This window comes from Nodosilinea sp. LEGE 07088, assembly GCF_015207395.1.
Lineage (GTDB): Bacteria > Cyanobacteriota > Cyanobacteriia > Phormidesmidales > Phormidesmidaceae > Nodosilinea.
Genome location: NZ_JADEWX010000125.1, coordinates 1 through 18,907, shown reverse-complemented (window position 1 = coordinate 18,907; position 18,907 = coordinate 1). Strand labels below are relative to the sequence as shown.

General features: G+C 55.8%; 19 protein-coding genes, 1 tRNA gene and 2 pseudogenes. 11 read left to right on the top strand and 11 right to left on the bottom strand.

The window, feature by feature from the left end; all coding sequences use genetic code 11:
* From IQ254_RS21960 to IQ254_RS21920, 9 genes are all read right to left on the bottom strand, one after another.
* The coding region (locus tag IQ254_RS21960) for a DUF4040 domain-containing protein (RefSeq protein ID WP_193968291.1) at positions 1–542 on the bottom strand (542 nt) is incomplete at its 3' end.
* On the bottom strand, positions 535–828 hold the full coding sequence (locus IQ254_RS21955; RefSeq protein ID WP_193968290.1) for a monovalent cation/H(+) antiporter subunit G: 294 nt from the start codon (positions 826–828) through the stop codon (positions 535–537). The genes IQ254_RS21960 and IQ254_RS21955, both read right to left, overlap by 8 nt.
* A gap of 2 nt (positions 829–830) precedes the next feature.
* The gene (locus IQ254_RS21950; RefSeq protein WP_193968289.1) at positions 831–1,091 is read right to left on the bottom strand and encodes a hypothetical protein; all 261 of its coding nucleotides are present in this window, start codon (positions 1,089–1,091) and stop codon (positions 831–833) included.
* The gene (locus IQ254_RS21945; protein ID WP_193968288.1) at positions 1,088–1,477 is read right to left on the bottom strand and encodes a cation:proton antiporter; all 390 of its coding nucleotides are present in this window, start codon (positions 1,475–1,477) and stop codon (positions 1,088–1,090) included. The genes IQ254_RS21950 and IQ254_RS21945 overlap by 4 nt, the downstream gene beginning before the upstream one ends.
* Positions 1,474–2,907 (bottom strand): cation:proton antiporter, encoded by a 1,434-nt coding sequence (locus tag IQ254_RS21940; RefSeq protein ID WP_193968287.1) that lies wholly within the window; start codon positions 2,905–2,907, stop codon positions 1,474–1,476. The genes IQ254_RS21945 and IQ254_RS21940 overlap by 4 nt, the downstream gene beginning before the upstream one ends.
* Positions 2,908–2,935: 28 nt before the next feature.
* On the bottom strand, positions 2,936–4,414 hold the full coding sequence (locus tag IQ254_RS21935) for a cation:proton antiporter (RefSeq protein ID WP_193968286.1): 1,479 nt from the start codon (positions 4,412–4,414) through the stop codon (positions 2,936–2,938).
* Positions 4,411–4,746: a cation:proton antiporter subunit C gene (locus tag IQ254_RS21930; RefSeq protein ID WP_193968285.1), complete on the bottom strand. Its 336-nt coding sequence runs from the start codon at positions 4,744–4,746 to the stop codon at positions 4,411–4,413. Before IQ254_RS21930 ends, IQ254_RS21935 begins: the two co-directional genes overlap by 4 nt.
* A gap of 193 nt (positions 4,747–4,939) precedes the next feature.
* Positions 4,940–6,349, bottom strand: a complete 1,410-nt coding sequence (locus IQ254_RS21925; RefSeq protein ID WP_193968284.1) for a cation:proton antiporter — start codon at positions 6,347–6,349, stop codon at positions 4,940–4,942.
* A gap of 83 nt (positions 6,350–6,432) precedes the next feature.
* Positions 6,433–8,133, bottom strand: coding sequence for a SulP family inorganic anion transporter (locus tag IQ254_RS21920; protein WP_193968283.1), 1,701 nt, complete (start codon positions 8,131–8,133; stop codon positions 6,433–6,435).
* Between the two features lie 507 nt (positions 8,134–8,640).
* Between IQ254_RS21920 and IQ254_RS21915 the strand changes: the two genes are divergently transcribed.
* From IQ254_RS21915 to IQ254_RS21905, 3 genes are all read left to right on the top strand, one after another.
* Positions 8,641–9,558 carry a vitamin K epoxide reductase family protein gene (locus tag IQ254_RS21915; RefSeq protein ID WP_193968282.1) on the top strand — a complete coding sequence of 306 codons (918 nt, stop codon included), beginning with the start codon at positions 8,641–8,643 and terminating at the stop codon, positions 9,556–9,558.
* Positions 9,559–9,667: 109 nt separating this feature from the next.
* Positions 9,668–10,252, top strand: coding sequence for an SMI1/KNR4 family protein (locus IQ254_RS21910; RefSeq protein WP_193968281.1), 585 nt, complete (start codon positions 9,668–9,670; stop codon positions 10,250–10,252).
* Positions 10,253–10,315: 63 nt separating this feature from the next.
* On the top strand, positions 10,316–10,870 hold the full coding sequence (locus tag IQ254_RS21905; RefSeq protein WP_193968280.1) for a hypothetical protein: 555 nt from the start codon (positions 10,316–10,318) through the stop codon (positions 10,868–10,870).
* 160 nt (positions 10,871–11,030) lie between these two features.
* Here the strand turns inward: IQ254_RS21905 and IQ254_RS21900 are convergent.
* Positions 11,031–11,441, bottom strand: a pseudogene (locus tag IQ254_RS21900) (transposase); the annotation flags it as partial.
* Here IQ254_RS21900 and IQ254_RS21895 point away from each other — a divergent pair.
* From IQ254_RS21895 to IQ254_RS21880, 5 genes and pseudogenes are all read left to right on the top strand, one after another.
* Positions 11,391–11,594 carry a hypothetical protein gene (locus tag IQ254_RS21895; protein ID WP_193968294.1) on the top strand — a complete coding sequence of 68 codons (204 nt, stop codon included), beginning with the start codon at positions 11,391–11,393 and terminating at the stop codon, positions 11,592–11,594. The pseudogene IQ254_RS21900 and the gene IQ254_RS21895 overlap by 51 nt on opposite strands.
* Positions 11,581–11,658 (top strand): annotated as a pseudogene (locus IQ254_RS33815) (cytochrome B6); the annotation flags it as partial. The gene IQ254_RS21895 and the pseudogene IQ254_RS33815, both read left to right, overlap by 14 nt.
* A 167-nt stretch (positions 11,659–11,825) precedes the next feature.
* A complete protein-coding gene (locus IQ254_RS21890) occupies positions 11,826–13,367 on the top strand; it encodes a phosphomannomutase/phosphoglucomutase (protein ID WP_193968279.1) in 1,542 nt (513 codons plus the stop codon).
* A gap of 302 nt (positions 13,368–13,669) precedes the next feature.
* Positions 13,670–13,742 (top strand) — tRNA-Ala (locus IQ254_RS21885).
* Between the two features lie 183 nt (positions 13,743–13,925).
* Positions 13,926–15,041, top strand: a complete 1,116-nt coding sequence (locus tag IQ254_RS21880) for a tyrosine-type recombinase/integrase (protein ID WP_228040981.1) — start codon at positions 13,926–13,928, stop codon at positions 15,039–15,041.
* A gap of 16 nt (positions 15,042–15,057) precedes the next feature.
* Here IQ254_RS21880 and IQ254_RS21875 read toward each other — a convergent pair whose 3' ends face one another.
* Positions 15,058–15,702: a LexA family transcriptional regulator gene (locus IQ254_RS21875; RefSeq protein WP_193968277.1), complete on the bottom strand. Its 645-nt coding sequence runs from the start codon at positions 15,700–15,702 to the stop codon at positions 15,058–15,060.
* 100 nt (positions 15,703–15,802) lie between these two features.
* On the opposite strand from IQ254_RS21875, the gene IQ254_RS33810 reads away from it, so the two are divergent.
* From IQ254_RS33810 to IQ254_RS21860, 3 genes are all read left to right on the top strand, one after another.
* Positions 15,803–16,132 carry a helix-turn-helix domain-containing protein gene (locus IQ254_RS33810; protein WP_228040980.1) on the top strand — a complete coding sequence of 110 codons (330 nt, stop codon included), beginning with the start codon at positions 15,803–15,805 and terminating at the stop codon, positions 16,130–16,132.
* Positions 16,071–16,280: a hypothetical protein gene (locus IQ254_RS21865; RefSeq protein ID WP_228040979.1), complete on the top strand. Its 210-nt coding sequence runs from the start codon at positions 16,071–16,073 to the stop codon at positions 16,278–16,280. The genes IQ254_RS33810 and IQ254_RS21865 overlap by 62 nt, the downstream gene beginning before the upstream one ends.
* A gap of 327 nt (positions 16,281–16,607) precedes the next feature.
* Positions 16,608–18,907, top strand: a 2,300-nt coding sequence (locus tag IQ254_RS21860) for a DUF3987 domain-containing protein (RefSeq protein ID WP_228040978.1), incomplete at its 3' end; no start/stop codon positions are given.

Sequence of the window (18,907 nt, the reverse complement as noted above, 5' to 3'; positions counted from 1 at the left end):
GGGGTGGGGTCTGGCGAGGGGGCGTGCCTGGCAGTGGCGATCGCCTCGGGCAGTTCGGTCGAAAAAATCTCGTAGAGCCGCCGCACCCTCAGCAGCAGAGTAGGGGCAGCGCCGTCGTCGCTGGTTTGCCCCGGCAGGCAAATGCCGTGGACAGCCTTGCTCGCCAGGGCCTGCTGCAGCGCCTTGTCGTCGGGGTAGGGCACCAGCTCCAGGCGCAGTTGGTAGCGCTTGAGGGTGGCCCGCAGGTAGTCTAGCAGCGACTGCCAGTGGCGACTCTCCTGCTCCGCCTCGCCCTTGAGCACCCCCAGCCGCATCACCAGGGATGAGCGCACCGCCACCGCATAGAGGGTAATAGCCAGCATGGTGCCCACCAGCGCCTCGGTCAGAGCGACATCGGCCCCGCCCAGCATGGCGTAGACCAGGGCGGCGATCGCCCCCAAAATCCCCCGCATGATCAGTGCCTGGTAGGGGTTGCCCTGAACAATCACCATCGCCGCCGCCAGCGGCAACAGCAGCATAATCGCATAGATGTAGCTATCCATCGTGGCCCACCTCCTGCCCGGCGTCACCCGTCACACAGTAGGCCAGCACATAGCCCAACACCGTATTCCAAATTGCCAGGGAGATGATCGCCAACACCAGCAGCGGCCATTCCTGGGGAATGCGCAGCAGCAGCCCCACCACGATCGCCATCGACCCTAGGGTGTCGGCCACCGACAGACTGTGCAGCTTATAGAGCACCGATCGATGCCCCAGCAGCGGCCAAGTGCCCCAAAACCAGAACACCAGGCCTAGGATCAAACAGGCATAGCTCAGGATATTGATCATGGTTATCCTTCCATTGCATCGTCAAGACGCTTGATAATGTGGGCCAGCAGCATCAGGGCCGCATTGCCCACGCTGAGCACCAGCACCCCCATCACCCCGATCATCCAGTCGTCTTGGAGAACGGCGATGACTAAAATCATCACCGAGGTTTTGGTGGCAATGCTGGCAAAGGCGAGCATGCGCTGCCAAATGTCTTCATCCTGCAGCGCCTCCACCATTGGAATCAGCAGCGCCACAATCATGGCAATCAGCACTAGGGTCATGGGTCTTGCCTCCGCTGAATGTAGTGGACTTCGTACCAGCCCTGGTCGTAGTAATGCTGCACGATGGTTTTCGGCGTAAAGGTAATCAAAAAGATATCGAGAAAGATCAGGCTGGGAGTGCGCCGGGGCTTGGCCCGCTCTACGGTGACGAGTTCGTCGTGGTGGGGAAACAGCATGATTTCGATGGCCTCTTTGTAGGCCTGGGGAATCGCCACTACCACCTCCCCCAGAGTACGCAGCCAGTCTTTGAGCAGGCCAGGGCTGGTCACGCCTCGGGGCAGTAGGAGCGTGACGCTCACTCCAATCACAATGTTGGCCCAGCTCAGATCGGCGGTGAGCAAAAACCAGATCGTTAGGCGTAGCAATATGTTTAAGTAGCCCGTCATGCCATCACCAGACCAAATAACACCATCAGCATTAAGCTCATCACCCCAATCAGGTGCTCAAACTGCTCCAACATCCGAGGCAACTTGACCGTCACCCGCCGAAAGATCAGATGATAGGCCAGCCAGCCCAGGGCAATAATGGCCAGGGGCTTGACCACATTGGCCAGGGAGTAGGCGTCGTAGTACACCACATTGGCCGCCACCAGCCCCACCAATAGCAAACTTACCGCTGGCCAAAACCCCGGCTTGACCGGTGGGTTCTGGGTGGGGGCATGGGGCAAGAAAATAAACTTAGCAAAGGAAATAGCGGTGCCAAAGGCGGCCACATTCATGGCGATTACCTGCCAGGGCAGCAGGTTTTTCATGGTCAACACCTTGGCCCCAAAGCCCGACAACAGTGGAAACCCGGAGATCGAAAAGCTGGCGATCACCAGGGCAATCCAGATCGGGGTGCGAATGGGCTGGTCGTGCAGTGTCTTAAAGCTGCGGCTGGGCAGTTCGCCGGCAATTAAAAATAGAGCCGCCTTGACAAACCCGTGGGTGAGGGCATAAAAGCCACCCACCTCGGGGGCCGCCAGCACAAAGCCCAGCTGCGACACCGTATGGAAGGCCAGCATGCGCTTGGTGTCTTTTTCAAACACGGCGTAGGCCACCCCCAGCAGTGCCGTACCGGCCCCAAAGATGCGCACGATCGGGTCGAGATCTTCGAGCATGAGAGCAAATCGCGCCAGGGGAAACACCCCTGCTTTCACCACCACCCCCGACATCAGGGCCGATACCGGCGTCGCCGACTCGGCGTGGGTGAGGGGCAGCCACAGGCCCGAGATAAAAATCCCCCCCTTAGTGAGCAGGCCCAGGCAGACTAGGGCCACAGCTTCGGTGGGGGCACCCTCCAGGGCCGCAAAGGCAAAGGACTGGTTGGTGCGGTACACCAGTGCTGCCCCGATCAGGTAAAACAGCATGGCGGTATTGCTGACAAATAGGTAGCGCAGGGCTACCCACAGGCTGCGATCGCTGCGCGGGTAGGCAATCAGCAAAAATACGGCAATGCCAATCACCTCCAGGGCCACGTAGAGACTGATCAGGTCAGCACAGACAAAGGCCGCGTTAACGCTACCGTGGAGCAGAATCACCTGGATATAGAAAAAGGTGGTCTTACCCCGGTACCAGCAGTAGAGAATGACCGCCGCCGTCACCAGGGCGTTGGTGAGAATGAAAAACCCGCTGAGGCTGTCGGCCATGAGCGTGACGCCGAAGCTGTCGAGCAGGTGCAGTTCTAGGGGAGCAGGCTGCCAGAACAGGACGATGGCGTAGGCCATGGACACCAGGGTGACCACCAGGGCCAGAATGCGATCGCCCTGGGGCAGTAGATAGATACTAAAGCCCACAAAAAACGGCAGCGCGATCCAGAGTAGGGTCCAGAGCATCATCGCTGGCACCTCGATGGGGCGTAGGTTCTTATGCCAGCCATGACCACGTCATCCAAAACAATACAACCAGCATCAGACTCATCCCGCCAACCAGGTGCTCAAAATCTTCCATCTGGCGGGGCAGAACCAGGGTGATCCGTTGAATCAACAGCTCATGGATCAAAAAGCCCGCGCCAATCAGCAGCAGAGTCTTGACTATCGATGACCCAGTGTAGGCATCTAAATAGCCTAGGTTGAGAATGAATAGGGCCCCCAGCAGCAGCGCTAAAGCCATCCATAGTCCTAGCTTAGCTGTCCAGCGTTCGGGTTTTTCACTCGACTGGTGGGGCAAAAAGACAAATTTGGCGTAGAGGGTAGCGGTGCCTACCGCCGCCCCATTCAGCGCCAGACTCTGCCAGGGCAGCGCCTGTTTTAGCAGCAGTGTTTTAGCGCTAAAGCCCGCCAGCAGCGGCAACCCTGAAATCGACAGACTCCCTAGCATCAGCGGCATCCAGAGGTTAGTCTCCATGGGCTGCTGCCGGAGCAGACCCAAGTCGCGGCTAGGCAGGTTGCCTACCGTCAAAAAAAGAGCGGCTTTTCCCAATCCGTGGGCCAAAACGTAGAGACCCGCTGCTTCTGGGACAGCGAGTACCCAGCCCAATTGAGAGAGCGTGCTACAAGCGAGCACCCGCTTGGCATCGGTTTCTACCAGCGCGTAGAGCACACCAAACAGGGCAGCGGTCACGCCGAACACCCTCACCACTGGAGCCAGCTCCTCGACCATCAGCGCACAGCGCACCAGGGGAAACACCCCCGCCTTCACCACCACCCCCGACAACAGTGCCGAGACCGGGCTTTCTGCCTCAGAGTGGGTCAGGGGCAGCCATAACCCCGAGACAAAAATACCGCCTTTGGCGAGCAGGGCCACAAAAATGAGCGCTATTGCTTCATAGGGAGCACCCTGCAACCCGGTAAAGGCAAAGGTCTGATGGGTGCGATAGACCATCGCCGTGCCCATCAGATAAAACAGCATCGCAGTGTTGCTAATAAATAGGTAGCGCATGGCCACCCACAGACTGCGATGGCTGTTGGGATAGGCAATCAGCAAAAATGCCGTAATGCTGATCACCTCCAAAGCCACGTAGAGGCTGATCAGGTCGGCACAGATAAAGGCCGCGTTGACGCTGCCGTGCAGCAAAATCACCTGGGTGTAAAAAAAGCTAGACTTGCCGCTGGGCCAACAGTAGAGCACCACTGCCGCCGTTACCAGCGCATTGGTGAGAATAAAGAAGGCGCTGGGGCTGTCAGCCATCAGCGTGACGCCGAAGCTGTCGAGCAGGTGCAGTTCTAGGGGAGCAGGCTGCCAGAACAGGCCTACGGCGTAGGCCGTCGACACCAGGGCGATCGCCAGGGCCAGGTTGCGACCATCAAAGATCCGCCCTAGGATGCGATCGCGCCCCGGCAGCAGATAAATGCTAAAGCCCACCAAAAACGGCAGCGCGATCCAAAGTATTGTCCACAATGTCATGGCCGATACTCCTCTTCGATGGCGCGGGTCTCTAGCGTGGGGTTATCGCGGGCCAGCTTCATCACCCCCACCAGCATTAGCGCCTGGATCGAAAAGCCAATCACGATCGCCGTCAAAATCACCGCCTGGGGCACCGGGTCGGCGTAGTCCCGCTGGGGGCCATCGATAAAAATAGGCGTAAATCTGCCGCCACCCGCTGCCACCAGCACAAATAGGGCAATCACCCCGGTGCTCATCACATCCATGGCGATGATTTTCATCACCAGGTTCTCTTTCAGCAAAATGCCAAAAAAGCCCAGCAGAATGGTGGCATAAACGCAGGCGTAGAGCATGGGAGTGGAGGAGTGGAGGAGTGGAGGGGTAGAAGGGTGGGGGAGGTAGGGGAATGGCCTTTTGAGTCCTGTTCACCAGGTCAGAGGTTGGTTGAGCCACCTCGTAGGATGGGCAAAGAGCCAAGCCCGTGCCCATCGTTACGAGCGTGAATGGGATGGGCACGCGTTGCTGTGCCCATCCTACGGAGTCGGGTTAGGGGGCAATATCGGCGGGTTCAGGCAGAGCGGCCTCGGCCTCGCTCCCCTTAAACGCAATCCGCAAAAAGGGTGGTGCCAGAAACGTAGTGGCTATCACCATAATAATAATCGCCGCCTCCAGCGGTTTACTGAGCACCCCGCTGGCCGAACCAATGCCCGCAAACACCAGGCCCACTTCGCCCCGAGGAATCATGCCGATGCCGATTGCCAGCTTGTTCAGGGGTTGACCAAAGGTGGTCCAGCCGGTGATCACCTTGCCAATGATGGCGACGGCCAGCAAAAAGACGGCAATTACCAGACCTTCCCGGTTGGCTGGCACCGCCGGATTGAGCACCCCCAGGTCGGCCTTGGCCCCCACGGTGACAAAGAAGATCGGCACCAGAATGTCGGCGATGGGCATGATCTGGCGATCGAGCTCCTTGCGCTTGTCGGTTTCATCCAGCACCAGGCCCGCTGCAAAGGCCCCGAGAATCGCCTCCAGGTGAATGACATTGGCAAAAAAGGCCATCAAAAACGCAAAGGTAATCGCCGGAATCACCAGGTTGCCGCGAGTTTGCAGCTTGTCGGCGATCGCCACAAACGAGCTATTGAAAAACTTGCCTAAGAAAATCGCCCCCAGCAAAAACCCCGTGGCGCTGATAATCAGGTAAACCACATTCATCACATCGATTTCGCCGGTCTTGGCCAGACTGGCCACCACCGCCAGCACAATGATGCCGAGCACATCGTCAATCACCGCCGCACCGACAATAATCTGCCCCTCCGCCGACTTCAGCTGACCAATCTCCGACAGCACCTTCGAGGTGATGCCAATACTGGTAGCCGTCAGGGCCGCCCCGGCAAAAATCGCCGGAATCGCCGCCACATGAAACAACAGCATCAGCCCCGCTGTACCCATGGCAAAAGGAGCCGCCACCCCCACCACCGCCACGATCGCCGCCTGGGAGCCCACCTTTTGCAGCTCTCGCAGATCAGACTCTAGCCCGATCTCAAACAGCAGAATGATCACCCCCAGCTCCGCCAGCACCGAGACCACCTCGCTCTGGCTGCGAAAGACCTCGGCCACGGCCTCGGGGGTTAACCCACCCAACCACTGCAACAGCCCCATCAGCTGCGAGTCTGTGGCCACGGCTCCGCTTTCAGGAAACACAATGAGATGGAGTGCCGATGCCCCGACAACTACCCCTGCCACCAGTTCTCCCAGCACCGGGGGTAAATCCAGCAGCCGCGAGAGCTCGCCCCCCAGCTTGCTGGCGATATAGATCACCACCAGGCTGAGCAGCACACTGGCCAGCACCATAGGGCCAGCCTCCGTTTCTGGAACGGCGGCCATTAGAGGGGCCATCAGCGGAGACTCTGGCCAGGTCAGCCAGGAGAGTGCAGAAACAGCATTAGACAACAGCATTGATACCTTCCAATCCAGACGACAATGACAATTCGGTGAATGGTGGATTCACCCTCGATCTATTAATTGCGGCTCCAGGGGCTCTAAACCGCCGCCGAACCCGGCGCGACTACGGTCAGGGGTGGCTCAAAGCCATCTTTGGTCGCCAGCACCCGCAAGGCAGCCCGGAGCGCCTCGGTACGGTTTTCTGCCAGATATTCGGGGGGCACAAATCGCAGCACGCCCAGCTTTTCGAGGCGGCTCAGGGTTTTGCCCCGCGCCCCCGCCAAAAATACGGGCCGACCGGCATCGCTGGCATCTTGAATGGCATTTTCCAGCGCCAGGGCAGCGGTTACCCCCAGGTGGGGCACATCTTGCAAATCCACAATCAGCACGTCGTGGGCAGCCATCGCCGTGTGCTCCTGGGAAATAGCCCGGGCCACCCCAAAGATCATCGGCCCGCTGAGGTGAAACATCAGCACGCGACCGTTGGCCTGATCCATCAGCGCCTTGTCTTCGTCAGTCAGGGGCAAATCTTCGTCAAAGTCGGTGATGGCCTTCACCTGTTCAGACTGCAGCTTGGTGAGGCGATCGATGGTGAGAATGTTGGCAATAAAGACCCCCACGCCCACCGCCACAATCAGGTCAACAAACACGGTCAGAAACATCACGCCATACATGATAGCGGTGCCCTTCCACGACACGTTGTGGGCCCGCTTCAAGAAGCTCCAGTCGAGAATATCGAAACCGACCTTGACCGCAATACCCGCCAACACCGCTAGGGGAATGGATTGAGTGAGCGGTGCTGCCCACAGCACGACCACCAGCAAAATACCGGCCCGCACCAAACCCGACAGGGCCGTTTTGCCACCCGCTTGAATGTTAACGACCGTGCCCATGGTGGCACCAGCCCCCGGCATACCGCCAAATAGACCCGATGCTATGTTGCCAATACCCTGGCCGATTAATTCCTTGTTGGCATCGCTCTGGCTGCGGGTAATGCTATCGGCAATCATCGCCGTCAGCAGGGCATCAATACAGCCCAACATACCCAGCACCAGGCCATCGATCAGCATTACTTGCACCTGATCAGCCTGAAAAACAGGCATCTGTAAAGACGGCAAACCGGTGGGAATTTCGCCAATCAGACGCAGGTCGGCACCAGAGAACAGCACCATCGCCAGCACTGTACCCGCTATCAACACCACGAGCTGAGGCGGCACGAAGCGCTTGAGCTGCTTGGGGTAGAAAAACAACACCAGCAGCGTGAACGCACTCAGCGCCACCTCTGGCGGGCTGAGGTTACTCACTAGCTCAGGCAGGCTGGTGAGAGTGCCCACCACACCGCCCTTAGGGGATGGCTGACCCAAAAATGGCCCCAGCTGCATGATGATCAGAATCACCCCAATGCCCGACATAAAGCCCGAAATCACCGGGTAGGGCATCAGGGTCACGTAGCGACCCAGCTTGAGCACCCCAAAGATAATTTGGAAAAGCCCCGCCAAAATGACCACGGTAAAGGCCATGGCCATGCCGTTTTCAGGGTTGGCGGCAATCAGATGGGCAATGACGGCGGTAAACACCACCGTCATCGGCCCGGTCGGTTCAGAAATCAGCGTCGGCGTGCCCCCAAACAGCGCCGCAAAGAAACCTACTAGCACGGCCCCATAGAGACCCGAGGCCGCCCCAGCCCCCGTGGCCACCCCGAAAGCCAAGGCCATGGGGAGAGCAATCACCGCTGCGGTGACGCCTCCAAAGATATCTCCGCGCACATTGCGGAAGTTTATATGGTTTGTGATGCCCATCGCAGCATCTAACCTCCTTATTGAGTTATGTAAATCCTAAAGAATTTAGCATCGAGAAAACTCTATGAAAGAACGATACCATTTCTGCGACCGAAATTATTAATGATCTAATTAGATTTGCTAATGGTGGCTCAAAACAGCGGTTGGGCGATCGCCCTGCCGAGCGGGTGCCAAACCTTGCCCACGGAATGTAGCCTGGCCTGATGTAATCGCTAGGCAAGCTGGGATCGGCCCTAGAGGCTGTGGGTAGCGCTGACCGAGAGCCTTCGCCTGGGAGGCGGCTGGTGGAAACGTCCTAGCCTGGATGACGGGGCCACATCGGCCTACTTATATTCGGCCTATTTATATAATGAGGCAGCGCGGCCACTCTGCTGTATAACATTGTCTGGGCTGGTATTAAATAGCCTAGAGATGGCCCTCGACTGAACATTTTTTTGCTACGTTCAATATCTGGAGCCGCAACGGCCCTGCCTAACCGATGCAGTATTTTTTATAGGTATCTAGGCCATGCCCCGCAAAAAGAAGACATCTACAATTCACCGCTTTGCTCGACCGCTGATGGCGGTGCTGGCGATGATTGGCGCTGTTGTCACCGGCTATTTGACTTACAACAAACTCACGGGTAGCGCCACGGCTTGCCCCACCAAGGGCTGTGACATTGTGCTCTCTAGCCCCTATGCCACGGTGCTTGGGCAGCCTCTGGCACTGTTTGGCCTGCTAGCCTATCTGGCGATGGCGGTAATGGCGATCGCCCCCCTGCTGGTCAGCAGCCCCGAGCAAAAAGAGCTGCGAGAAAAGCTCACCAGCTGGACCCAGCCGCTGCTCTTCATTGGCGGTACCGCCATGATGTTCTTTAGCGGCTACCTAATGTATTTGCTCACCGCCGAAATCCAGGCGGTTTGCCTCTACTGTGTGGGGTCGGCCCTGCTCTCGACCAGCCTGTTTTTGCTGGCGCTGCTGGGGCAAGACTGGCCCGATCTGTCTCAACCCTTCTTTATCGGCTGCATTACGGCATTTTTGGTGGTGGTGGGCACGCTGGGAGTCTACGCCAATATCAACAACCCCACTGCCGATAATGGCTCTACCACCGGAGAGCCTGCCGTTACCACCTCCTCTGGCCCAGCGGAGCTCGCCCTGGCCCAGCATTTGAAAGATAGCGGCGCAATTTTTTACGGGGCCTGGTGGTGCCCCCACTGCCACGACCAAAAGCAGTTGTTTGGCAAAGAGGCCAAAGAAATTGTCCCCTACGTAGAGTGCTCGGCCCCCGATGGCCAAACCCAAACCGCTGAGTGCCAGGCCGCCGACGTCACCGGCTACCCAACCTGGGAAATCAACGGCGAGCGCCTGTCTGGTGCGCAACCCCTGGAGGGGCTGGCCCAGGCCACGGGCTACACCGGGCCGATGAATTTTCAAAATTCTCTCTAGGCCAGAGGCCGTTTGTAGGATGGGCAAAGGACTTCTGTCCTTTGCCCATGCTTATGATCTTTGAAAGATGGGCACGCTTTGCTTTGCCCATCCTACGAATTGACTCAAAATGCATAACCAGAAATTAGATTTCCATGCTCTAGTTTCACATCTAGAGATAATTGACATAGATTCTCCAGACAAGGTTACTTTGAGAGAGTTAGCCCAATTTGAGGATGAGCATAATTTTCAACTTCCAAGCGATTATAAAACTTTTTGTCAAACGCTTGGTTCAGGAAGGTTTGGAAATCACATGAGGGTATACTGCCCAAAACCTGAGTTTTCAAGTAGAATGATTCAAAATATGAAAGCATCTCTTGAGATGGATCGAGCAGAGAATCGAGAGCCTGAAAACTTTAGATTCTTTATGAAATTATTGCCTGCTTGTTTTGTCTTCGCCAACAATCCTAATAACCAAGATATTGTATGGGACTTAAATACGTATCAAGAAACAGATGACGGTTATGATATATATCTAATTTCTCATGAGCCACCAGATGAGATATTCTTTCTCGGAAGAAGTTTCCTTGGTTTTGTTAAAAACTTTTGCGTAGGAGATGTTGGATATCAAAATCTCCCTGCTTATCTGCACCCATCAGAAGGTGACATTTTGCCTTGCTTTTATCAGTATAGTTCAAATATTACTAGTTTTTAGTGTGATCTCCGTCTAAATTTGCTGGTCAATAATAAATTTGAAAATGTCTAAAAATATACCAAAATGTCCAAATATATCAATTCAAGGAGCATTTATGAACATTTTCCAAATAGTAAAATAGTACCTGATAGATTGACTGAGTTGATAAATTGGTTGAATATTTCAATCGATGATGGAGTCGGTTGGTTCCCAGAATTTAGGGGAGAGTTTCTGGATTGGTATCTTCCACCATTTGACCTTTCTACATATTTCGGTGTCTTTGCGAATCTTGGAGATGGCTCTCTATTGTCCTACTGGTTTTATGAAGAATGTGATTCTAGCAATCCACCAATCGTACTGCTATGTTCTGACGGCGAATTGTGTGTCGTAGCTAGGTCTATTGAGGAGCTTGTCGCACGACTTATTGATAGGAGTTTCCCTGAAAACAGCTGTTCTACTAGAATGGCTAATTTTTATCTACATGATAATGGTTCATGGATTCAAAAACTTGAGCAATGGGCTACGGAAGTATGGGGCTTGACAAATGAGGTAAAACAACAACTTATAGTCTTGAATCCGGAGGCTGGCTACCCTAGCTTGACAGAGTGGATGGATTCTAAAGCTATAGAAACATTATGACTTCTCGAAAACCCTGCTAAGGGAAGGCGCAAATAGTAAGACGGTGCGTTGCGACCAAGGATGAGGGTTAGCATTGCTATGCAGCTCGCCGCCGACACGCCTCACAGTTTAGAGCTAATTTCTAAAGCAAACCTTAAGCTACCTTCCGCCGTAGCATAAGTCAAATCAATGCCCCGTAAATCATGGCTTCGCTGGTTTCAGTGTAGACCTCATAGTCCTTGCTCAATCGTCGATAGCGGTTTAACCAGCCAAAGGTGCGCTCCACAATCCAGCGCTTCGGCAGCACTTCAAAGGTCTTTGAGGAGCGTTTGATGACCTCAACCCGTACCGAGTCTCCGCACACTTGACGAAGGGCCCGAGCAAAGTTCTCCCCCGAATAGCCTTGATCTACAGACACGACCTCTAGACGAGACAATCGCTCCCTCGCCTCATCAAACACGACAACGGCGCCTAAGCGTTCTGGGGCATTCGCCTCCGTCACTAACACCCCTAATACGAATCCCTGGGAATCGACTACGATATGGCGCTTACGGCCTTTAACCTTCTTGCCGCCATCAAAACCGTGGAGTTTGTCGATGGCGGCGCAGTCGATAACCTGGCGGTGCAGGTGCAGCTCCACTGCGATCGCATGGGCCAAACCCTAGCGCGCTGGCTGGCGGTGGCCCCTACAGGCTCAGGATTCTACGCTCAATATATTCAGGTAACTGCTGATGAAACGTCGTGACTTTCTGTCTTGGGTGGGGGTGGGTGCGCTGGCAACCTCGCTGCCGATCGCGCTAGCGGCCTGCTAGGGTTCTAATCCCTCTACCGACTCTGCTCCGGATGAGGCGACTGCCGCCGACCCGGTAGTGCTAACTAAGACCCGCGAGCCTCAGGTGCAAAAAAGCTAAAGAAATTGCCACAACGCTAAGGCTGCTTCTATGGTGATGGGAACGCCAGAAGGAGCGATCGCACCATGCCCCTATCCACCCTGCCCATTAACTGGGCCGCCCTGCAAAACGGCTCTGACATTCGCGGTATCGCCCTCGACGGCGTTGCTGGGGAAATCGTCAACCTGACTCCCGCTGTGGTCACCACCCTGGGCAAAGCCTTTGCCACCTGGCTGGCCGCCGCAGTGCAGAAACCCACCACGGAATTGACCCTTGCCGTCGGTCGCGACAGCCGCCTCTCTGGCCCCACCCTGATGCAGGCGGCGATCGCAGGCATGACCGCCCTGGGCTGCCGGGTGATTGACGTAGGCATGGCCTCGACCCCGGCCATGTTTATGAGCACCGTGCTGCCCGATTTTGCCTGCCATGGTGCGATCATGCTCACCGCCAGCCACCTGCCCTTCAACCGCAACGGTTTGAAGTTTTTTACCCGATCAGGTGGCCTGGGCAAAGGGGATATTGCCCGCATTTTAGAACTGGCTGAGCGGGGGGACTTTAGCGCCGCCCCCTCCCCCGGCCCGGTAGACCACCGCGATCTGATCGCCGCCTACTCCACGGGCCTGGTACAGCAGATTCGCCAGGCGGTGAACCATCCCGAGACCTTCGACCAGCCCCTCCACGGGCTCAAAATCATCGTTGATGCGGGCAACGGCGCGGGCGGCTTCTACGCCAGCCAGGTGCTCGAACCCCTCGGGGCCGACACCACCGGTAGCCAGTTTCTCGACCCCGATGGCACCTTCCCCAACCACATGCCCAACCCTGAGAATGAAGCGGCGATGGCCTCGATCTGTGAGGCTGTAGTAGCCCAGGGAGCCGATTTTGGCATTATCTTCGACACCGATGTCGATCGCGGCGCGGCGGTAGACCACCAGGGGCGCGAACTCAACCGCAACCGGCTGATTGCGCTGATTGCGGCCATTGTTCTCCAAGCACATCCCGGCTCCACCATTGTCACCGATTCCATTACCTCCGACGGGCTGACCCGGTTCATTGAGAGCGATCTGGGCGGCACGCACCATCGCTTCAAGCGGGGCTACAAGAATGTAATCAACGAAGCGGTGCGACTAAATGAGGTAGGCCAACCGGCCTGGTTGGCGATCGAGACCTCGGGCCACGGGGCCATGAAAGCGAATTATTTCTTAGACGACGGGGCTTACCTGGTCAGTCAGCTGTTGGTAGAGTTAGCCAAGACGCGCCTGGCGGGGAAGCTGCTAACTGACTTAATCGCCCCCCTGCAAGAACCCGAAGAAAGCAAAGAGTTTCGCCTCAAGATTTTAGCAGCCGATTTTAAGAGCTGCGGCACTGGGGTCATTGAGCAACTGCAAGCCTTTGTTGCCACCCAGCCTGATTGGGCGATCGTGCCTAACAACTACGAAGGGGTGCGCGTCGCTTGCCAGATGCCCGACGAAGACGGCTGGTTTCTGCTGCGCCTCTCGTTGCACGACCCGGTGCTGCCGCTCAATATCGAGTCGAATGTGGCCGGGGGGGTGACTAAAATTGCCCAACGCCTGAGAGACTTTTTGACTCCGCTAGCAGACTTAGATATTTCGGCCTTAGAGCAAGCCTAACCAGCCAGAGGGGGCAGTCAACAACCTCCCCTCATCGGAGGGGTGCCCAAGTTGGAACAAATGGATAAAGTCGAGCTGAGAAGCCATCGGCTAAGGGGCGTAAGCGATAGAGGGTCAGCAGTTTTTGGTAAGATACTGTCAGTTTATGGGGGCATTAGCTCAGTTGGTAGAGCGCTGCGTTAGCGGAGCCTGGCCTTTGGCCAATCGCACCGCAGCGGTGCACAAGGGGAATTAGCTCAGTTGGTAGAGCGCTGCGTTAGCGGAGCCTGGCCTTTGGCCAATCGCACCGCAGCGGTGCACAAGGGGAATTAGCTCAGTTGGTAGAGCGCTGCGATCGCACCGCAGAGGTCAGGAGTTCGAATCTCCTATTCTCCATTCTCTCAAACCTATATAGGCCAAGGGTTGTATCGCCCATCAACAAAGTGATTCAGAGCCTTGCTGAGTTCCTGGGGCTAGAAGCTGTTATGCCACTTTTGGCCATTTTGGTTAGAATTTGGATCGAAATTGGATCGAAAGATTCCTCGATCCATTCGATCTATTCTCTGTAGGGCTTTCACCATGGCCAATGCTGCTAGAGCGAAGAAGGGCACCGTCTCGGTGACCAGTGACCGAGATCGGTTGCGTCTGGGCTGGCGTTACAAAGGGGAACGCTATTTTCTGTTTATCGGGCTCCCTGACACCGTCACGAACCGGAGAGTGGCCGAGGCCAAGGCGTCCCAAATCGAGCTCGACATGATGTCAGGGCATTTCGATCCAACGCTTCGAGCCTATAAATTGCAGCTTCCCAACCGCAGTCAGCTGACTGTCACCGGCCTATTCAACAAATTCATCCAGCACAAATCAAAGACAGTCGTTTCGGCCACCCTGGATAAATATCGTGGACTGCTGAATTATTTGGAGGAATTCTTTAAGACTCGTTCGGTTGCTGAAGTTAGCGTAGCCGAGGCCGAAAAATTTACCGACTGGTATGACTCTCAGGATTTATCCAAGGTTGTCATTCGAGAGCGTCTGGGCCTTTTGAAGGCTTGCTGGGATTGGGGGATCGAGCAGGCTTTAGTTGAGTCTAATCCTTGGGTAGATATGCCTTTAAGAATTAAGGTTCCGCCAAAACAAATGCCTAAGCCTTTCACCGAGGCAGAAATCAAATCAATCGTTGAGGCGTTTAAAGCTAACCGTTATTATCGCCACTACGTCAATTTTGTGGAGTTTCGCTTTGGCAGTGGTTGCCGTACCGGAGAGATCGTGGGCCTACGCTGGAAACATATCTCTGAGGATTGCTCAACCATTTGGATTGGTGAGGCTTTAGTCAAAGGCAAGCAGAAAGCCACAAAAACGAATCGGTCTCGGTATATCACCCTGACATCTAAATTGCAGACAATGCTTCAGGGATTGAGGCAAGCGGATAGCGATCCCAATGATTTGGTTTTTAAGGGGCCAAAAGGAGCTCCTATCGATGCAAAAAACTTTGCCCAACGAGGCTGGCAGAAAATTTTAACTGAGCTGGGCATTGATTATCAACGACCTTACAATACCCGACATGCCTTGATTTCTCATGCCCTGGATAAGGGTATGAATCCGGTGGAAGTAGCTCAGTTAACAGGACACGATGTGCAGACGCTTTACCGAAATTATGCAGGTAACGTCAACAGCCGCCCTCGCTTACCAGAAATATAAGCACCAAGCGCAGGTCTTAGGATAGGTTGCGCCCGAACCAGACCACTTTCCCCATGAGGCTGAGGCTGCTGGATGTCTCAGATGGCTGAATTGAGAAGGCTTCATAGGCAGGGTGATCACTGAGCACCCTAAGCGTATCATCGGCTATATACTGCAAGCGCTTGATGAGCAGCCGATTATCGAGTTTGAGCAGGTAGATACCGTGACTCACGGTTTCTAAGTCACGATCATTGGTGTCCACCAGTGCTAAATCCCCCTGCTGAAGGGTCGGTTCCATGCTTTCATCGACCACTTGGGTGAGCAGCAAATTTTCAGAGGCACTGGGGAACTCTGCTCGGAGCCAGCCCGTCTCAAAGGCCAGCGGATCCTTATAAATGTAATCTTCGGCTGACGCTTTGGACGAATCCTTAGCCCCCGCTACAGGCTGGCCGGTCGCCAGCCATTCGACGCTAACCTTGGCCGTGCGGGCTATAGCGAGCAGTGCTGGTCGGGTGGGCTCGCTTTGGCCATTGAGATATTGGCGGAGCACGGTGTCAGAAAAGCCGCAATCTCTGGCAAAGCCCCGAATGCTATTGTCGCCAACCGCCTGTTTTAGGCGGACTGGGAACTGATCAACTTCCGTGGCATCCGCCTGCGCCTCGTCAGGTAAAGGATTAGTCATGAGATCTACATTATTAATTGCAGATGCAAATTATAACACTTGACATGCAAGTTATTTATTGCTAACTTCATCGATATATTGATGGAGCTAAGACAATTCTATGCATGTAGAAGACATTAAAGCAGCTCTACGCAAGCAGGGCTGGACTTTGACCAGCATTGCGAAAGAACTCAATATTGGCACCTCGGCAGTCTCCCACGCCTTGACCCGTCAGCGATCGCGTCGCATCGAGCAGGTGGTGGCGGGCAAGCTTGGCCTGCCTCCCCATGAGATTTGGCCTCAACGGTATAAACGAGGAAGGATGACCCATGGTTCAATTTGTCAGCAAACAGGAAGCTACCCAGTCGCTGAAGCTCAGCGGTACAACCTTGAGGCGCTATCGGGTGCAGGGGCTGTTGATCGAGGGCGTTCATTGGGTTCGAGTGAATAGTCGCTGCATCCGTTACAACCTGGAACTGATCAAGGACTGGCTCCACAACCGCCATGACCCGGCGGCTCACCAACGAGCGATTGAGATCTATCAGGCCAGTTTGTTAAGCAATCAGCGCAAGATTCCTAAACGATCTGGACATCGATAAAAAGATTGTTAAACCAACTATAAAGCTTCAAGGCTTAATCAAGTCTGTGATTGCGAATCTGGCCTAAAATCTCAGCCTTAGAACCCATGAAAAAACACCCTAACCATTGATTGGCAAGGGTGCTGAATCTTTTTGTTTGTTTTCTAAGCCAGGCCAATCAACATCCTGATGTGGTTTTTGCCGAACCAGTCAGGTCATTAACCTGCTGCTAGAAGTGGTGTCTTCAACTATAGCAAAGACATCTGAAATGTCCACTCTGGGCACAGCTAACGGTTAAAAACAGCCAGTTAATTGTGGTGGCCTGGCTCCTAACCTCAGGAGCTAACCATGGCACAGTATGTTTACTCAGGGCGATCGCGCCCCTGTCCGATTTGTGGACGCACCAAAGACCAAGACTGCCGCTGGAATGAGGAGGTGGTGTTCTGCCACACCCACGTAGACCAGGATGGAGCGGTAGACAGCTACGTTTATCGGGGCGCAACAGCCGATGGCATGTGGGGGCAATACTTTGCAGCTACAGCCTCACCCGAGAAGCCGGTTCGCCCCCAGCAGCGGCAGGACTATTTCTATCCCAGTCGAACCGGCCAGCCGCTGGTAAAGGTGACGCGGGTGGATCGGGGCAACGGTGCGAAGTTTTTCGTGCAGTATCACTGGAACGGGCAGCAGTGGATCAAGGGGCTAACCCCTGAGATCAGAGCCCAGGTGCCGATTTACCGGTACCGCGATGTCCAGAATGCCCTATCATCCATCGGTCAACCCATCTGGATGGTGGAGGGGGAAGGCTGCGCTGATGCCCTGTGGGCGATCGGCATTCCCGCGACCACTACCCTAGGGGGCTCGAAGAAGTACCGCAGCTATGGCAATTACGCTGAGGATTTGCAGACGGCCCAATTGGTGCTGTGCCCAGATCGCGACCAGGTTGGAGTTGCCCATATGGGAGAAGTTGCCCAGGACTTCCCCTCGGCCCAGTGGTGCTACCCCTACCCTGACAGCCTGCGCTGGCAAAACCTGCCGAAGCATGGCGGGCTGGATGTGGTGGATTGGATTCATGACGGGGCCACAGCGGAGCAGATTCGAGCGGCGGTGCAAGACCGGCGGCAGCTGGAAGTCAGCCCTACCCACGGCCACGAGCGATTGTCGGTGCAGGCCTTGCAAGACCAGATTCACACTTACCTAGGTACTAGCCCCACCGAACTGGCCCTGGCGGCACAGGTGGTGCAGTGGCACCAGGAGACGGGGCTATCGGCCAGGGATATCGGGAACCTGGTCACCCTGGTGCAGGCGGAGCTGGAGCAAACCGAAGAGCGGGACGATCGCCGGGCTGAGATTCACCAGCTGCTGAAGATTGGCGACTACCAGCTGTGTCTAGGAGAGTATCTTCACGCTGACCTGGCGGAACCCTTGGAGCAGATCGCTGACTGGATTGGGGCGACGCCAGCGGCGATGCTGGTGACGCTGCTGCCGGTGGCGGCATCTTTGCTGCGGGTCGGTACGGAGCTGGAAATTGATGCCGGGATGGGGTTCTCGGTGCCGCCGATTGTGTTTACCGGGCTAGTGGCTCCCTCGGGCAGTAAGAAGAGCCCGATTCAGCGACAGATTCTGGGGCCGCTTTCGCTGCTCCAGGCGGAGGCGGATCAGGAGTATGAGTATGCCGCCTCAGAGTATGAGGTTGATCTGCGGGATTGGGAGCAGACCAGAGCCGAGGATAGAGGCATTCGCCCGAGGAAGCCTATGCCCAGGGAGTATCACACTTCGGATGCGACACGGGAGGCGATCGCCCGCATCCAAGCCCAACAGCCGGAGCGAGGCATTTTGGTGACGCCGGATGAACTGGCGGGCCTGTTTAAGGGGCAGAACCAGTATCGCAATGGTCGGGGTAACGATAAGGAGTCGCTGCTGACGGCCTTTGATGGTTCAGGATTGAAGGTGGATCGAGCCAGTGGCCTGCGCATCAGCCTGCCGCGCACCAGCCTGAGCCTGACGGGGACGATCCAGCCCGATATTCTGCGGGAGATGATGGGGGATTGCTCGGATGCCAGTGGCCAGTGGGCCAGGTTTTTGTGGTGTCTGCTGCCCCTGAAGCCTGCGCCGTTTCCCCGGCGGACGGTGTGCCATGACGTATCGGAGCGGCTCTATGGCCTCTACCAGCAATTGGAGGGGTTGACGGCCCAGTGCTACCGGCTGAGCCCTGAGGCCAAAGTGCTATTTGCGGATTGGTATGACCAGTTAGATCAGCTGCGGGTGACGGAGACACACCCAGGCTTGCAGGCGGTCTATTCCAAAATGCAGGGCTACACGGGGCGGCTGGCGCTGATTCTGCACTGCCTGAATGCGGCAGTGGAGGGGCGTTTGCCGACCCATGCGGTGGATCCGGGCCAAATGCAGGCAGCGATTAAGCTGGGGCGTTGGTTCATTGGCCAGGTGAAGCTGCTTTATGCGGACGGGAATACGGTGGATGGGGCGCTGGAGCCGGTCTATACGAAGCTGATTCAGCTATCGCGGGTACGGGGCTGGCTGCGGGCGAAGGATGTGCGAAATTATGAGCGCAGCTTACGGAAGGCGGGGGTGGAGGTAATTCGTGCTCATTTTCTGGAGCTGGAGGCGATGGGGTATGGGGAAACCCAGGG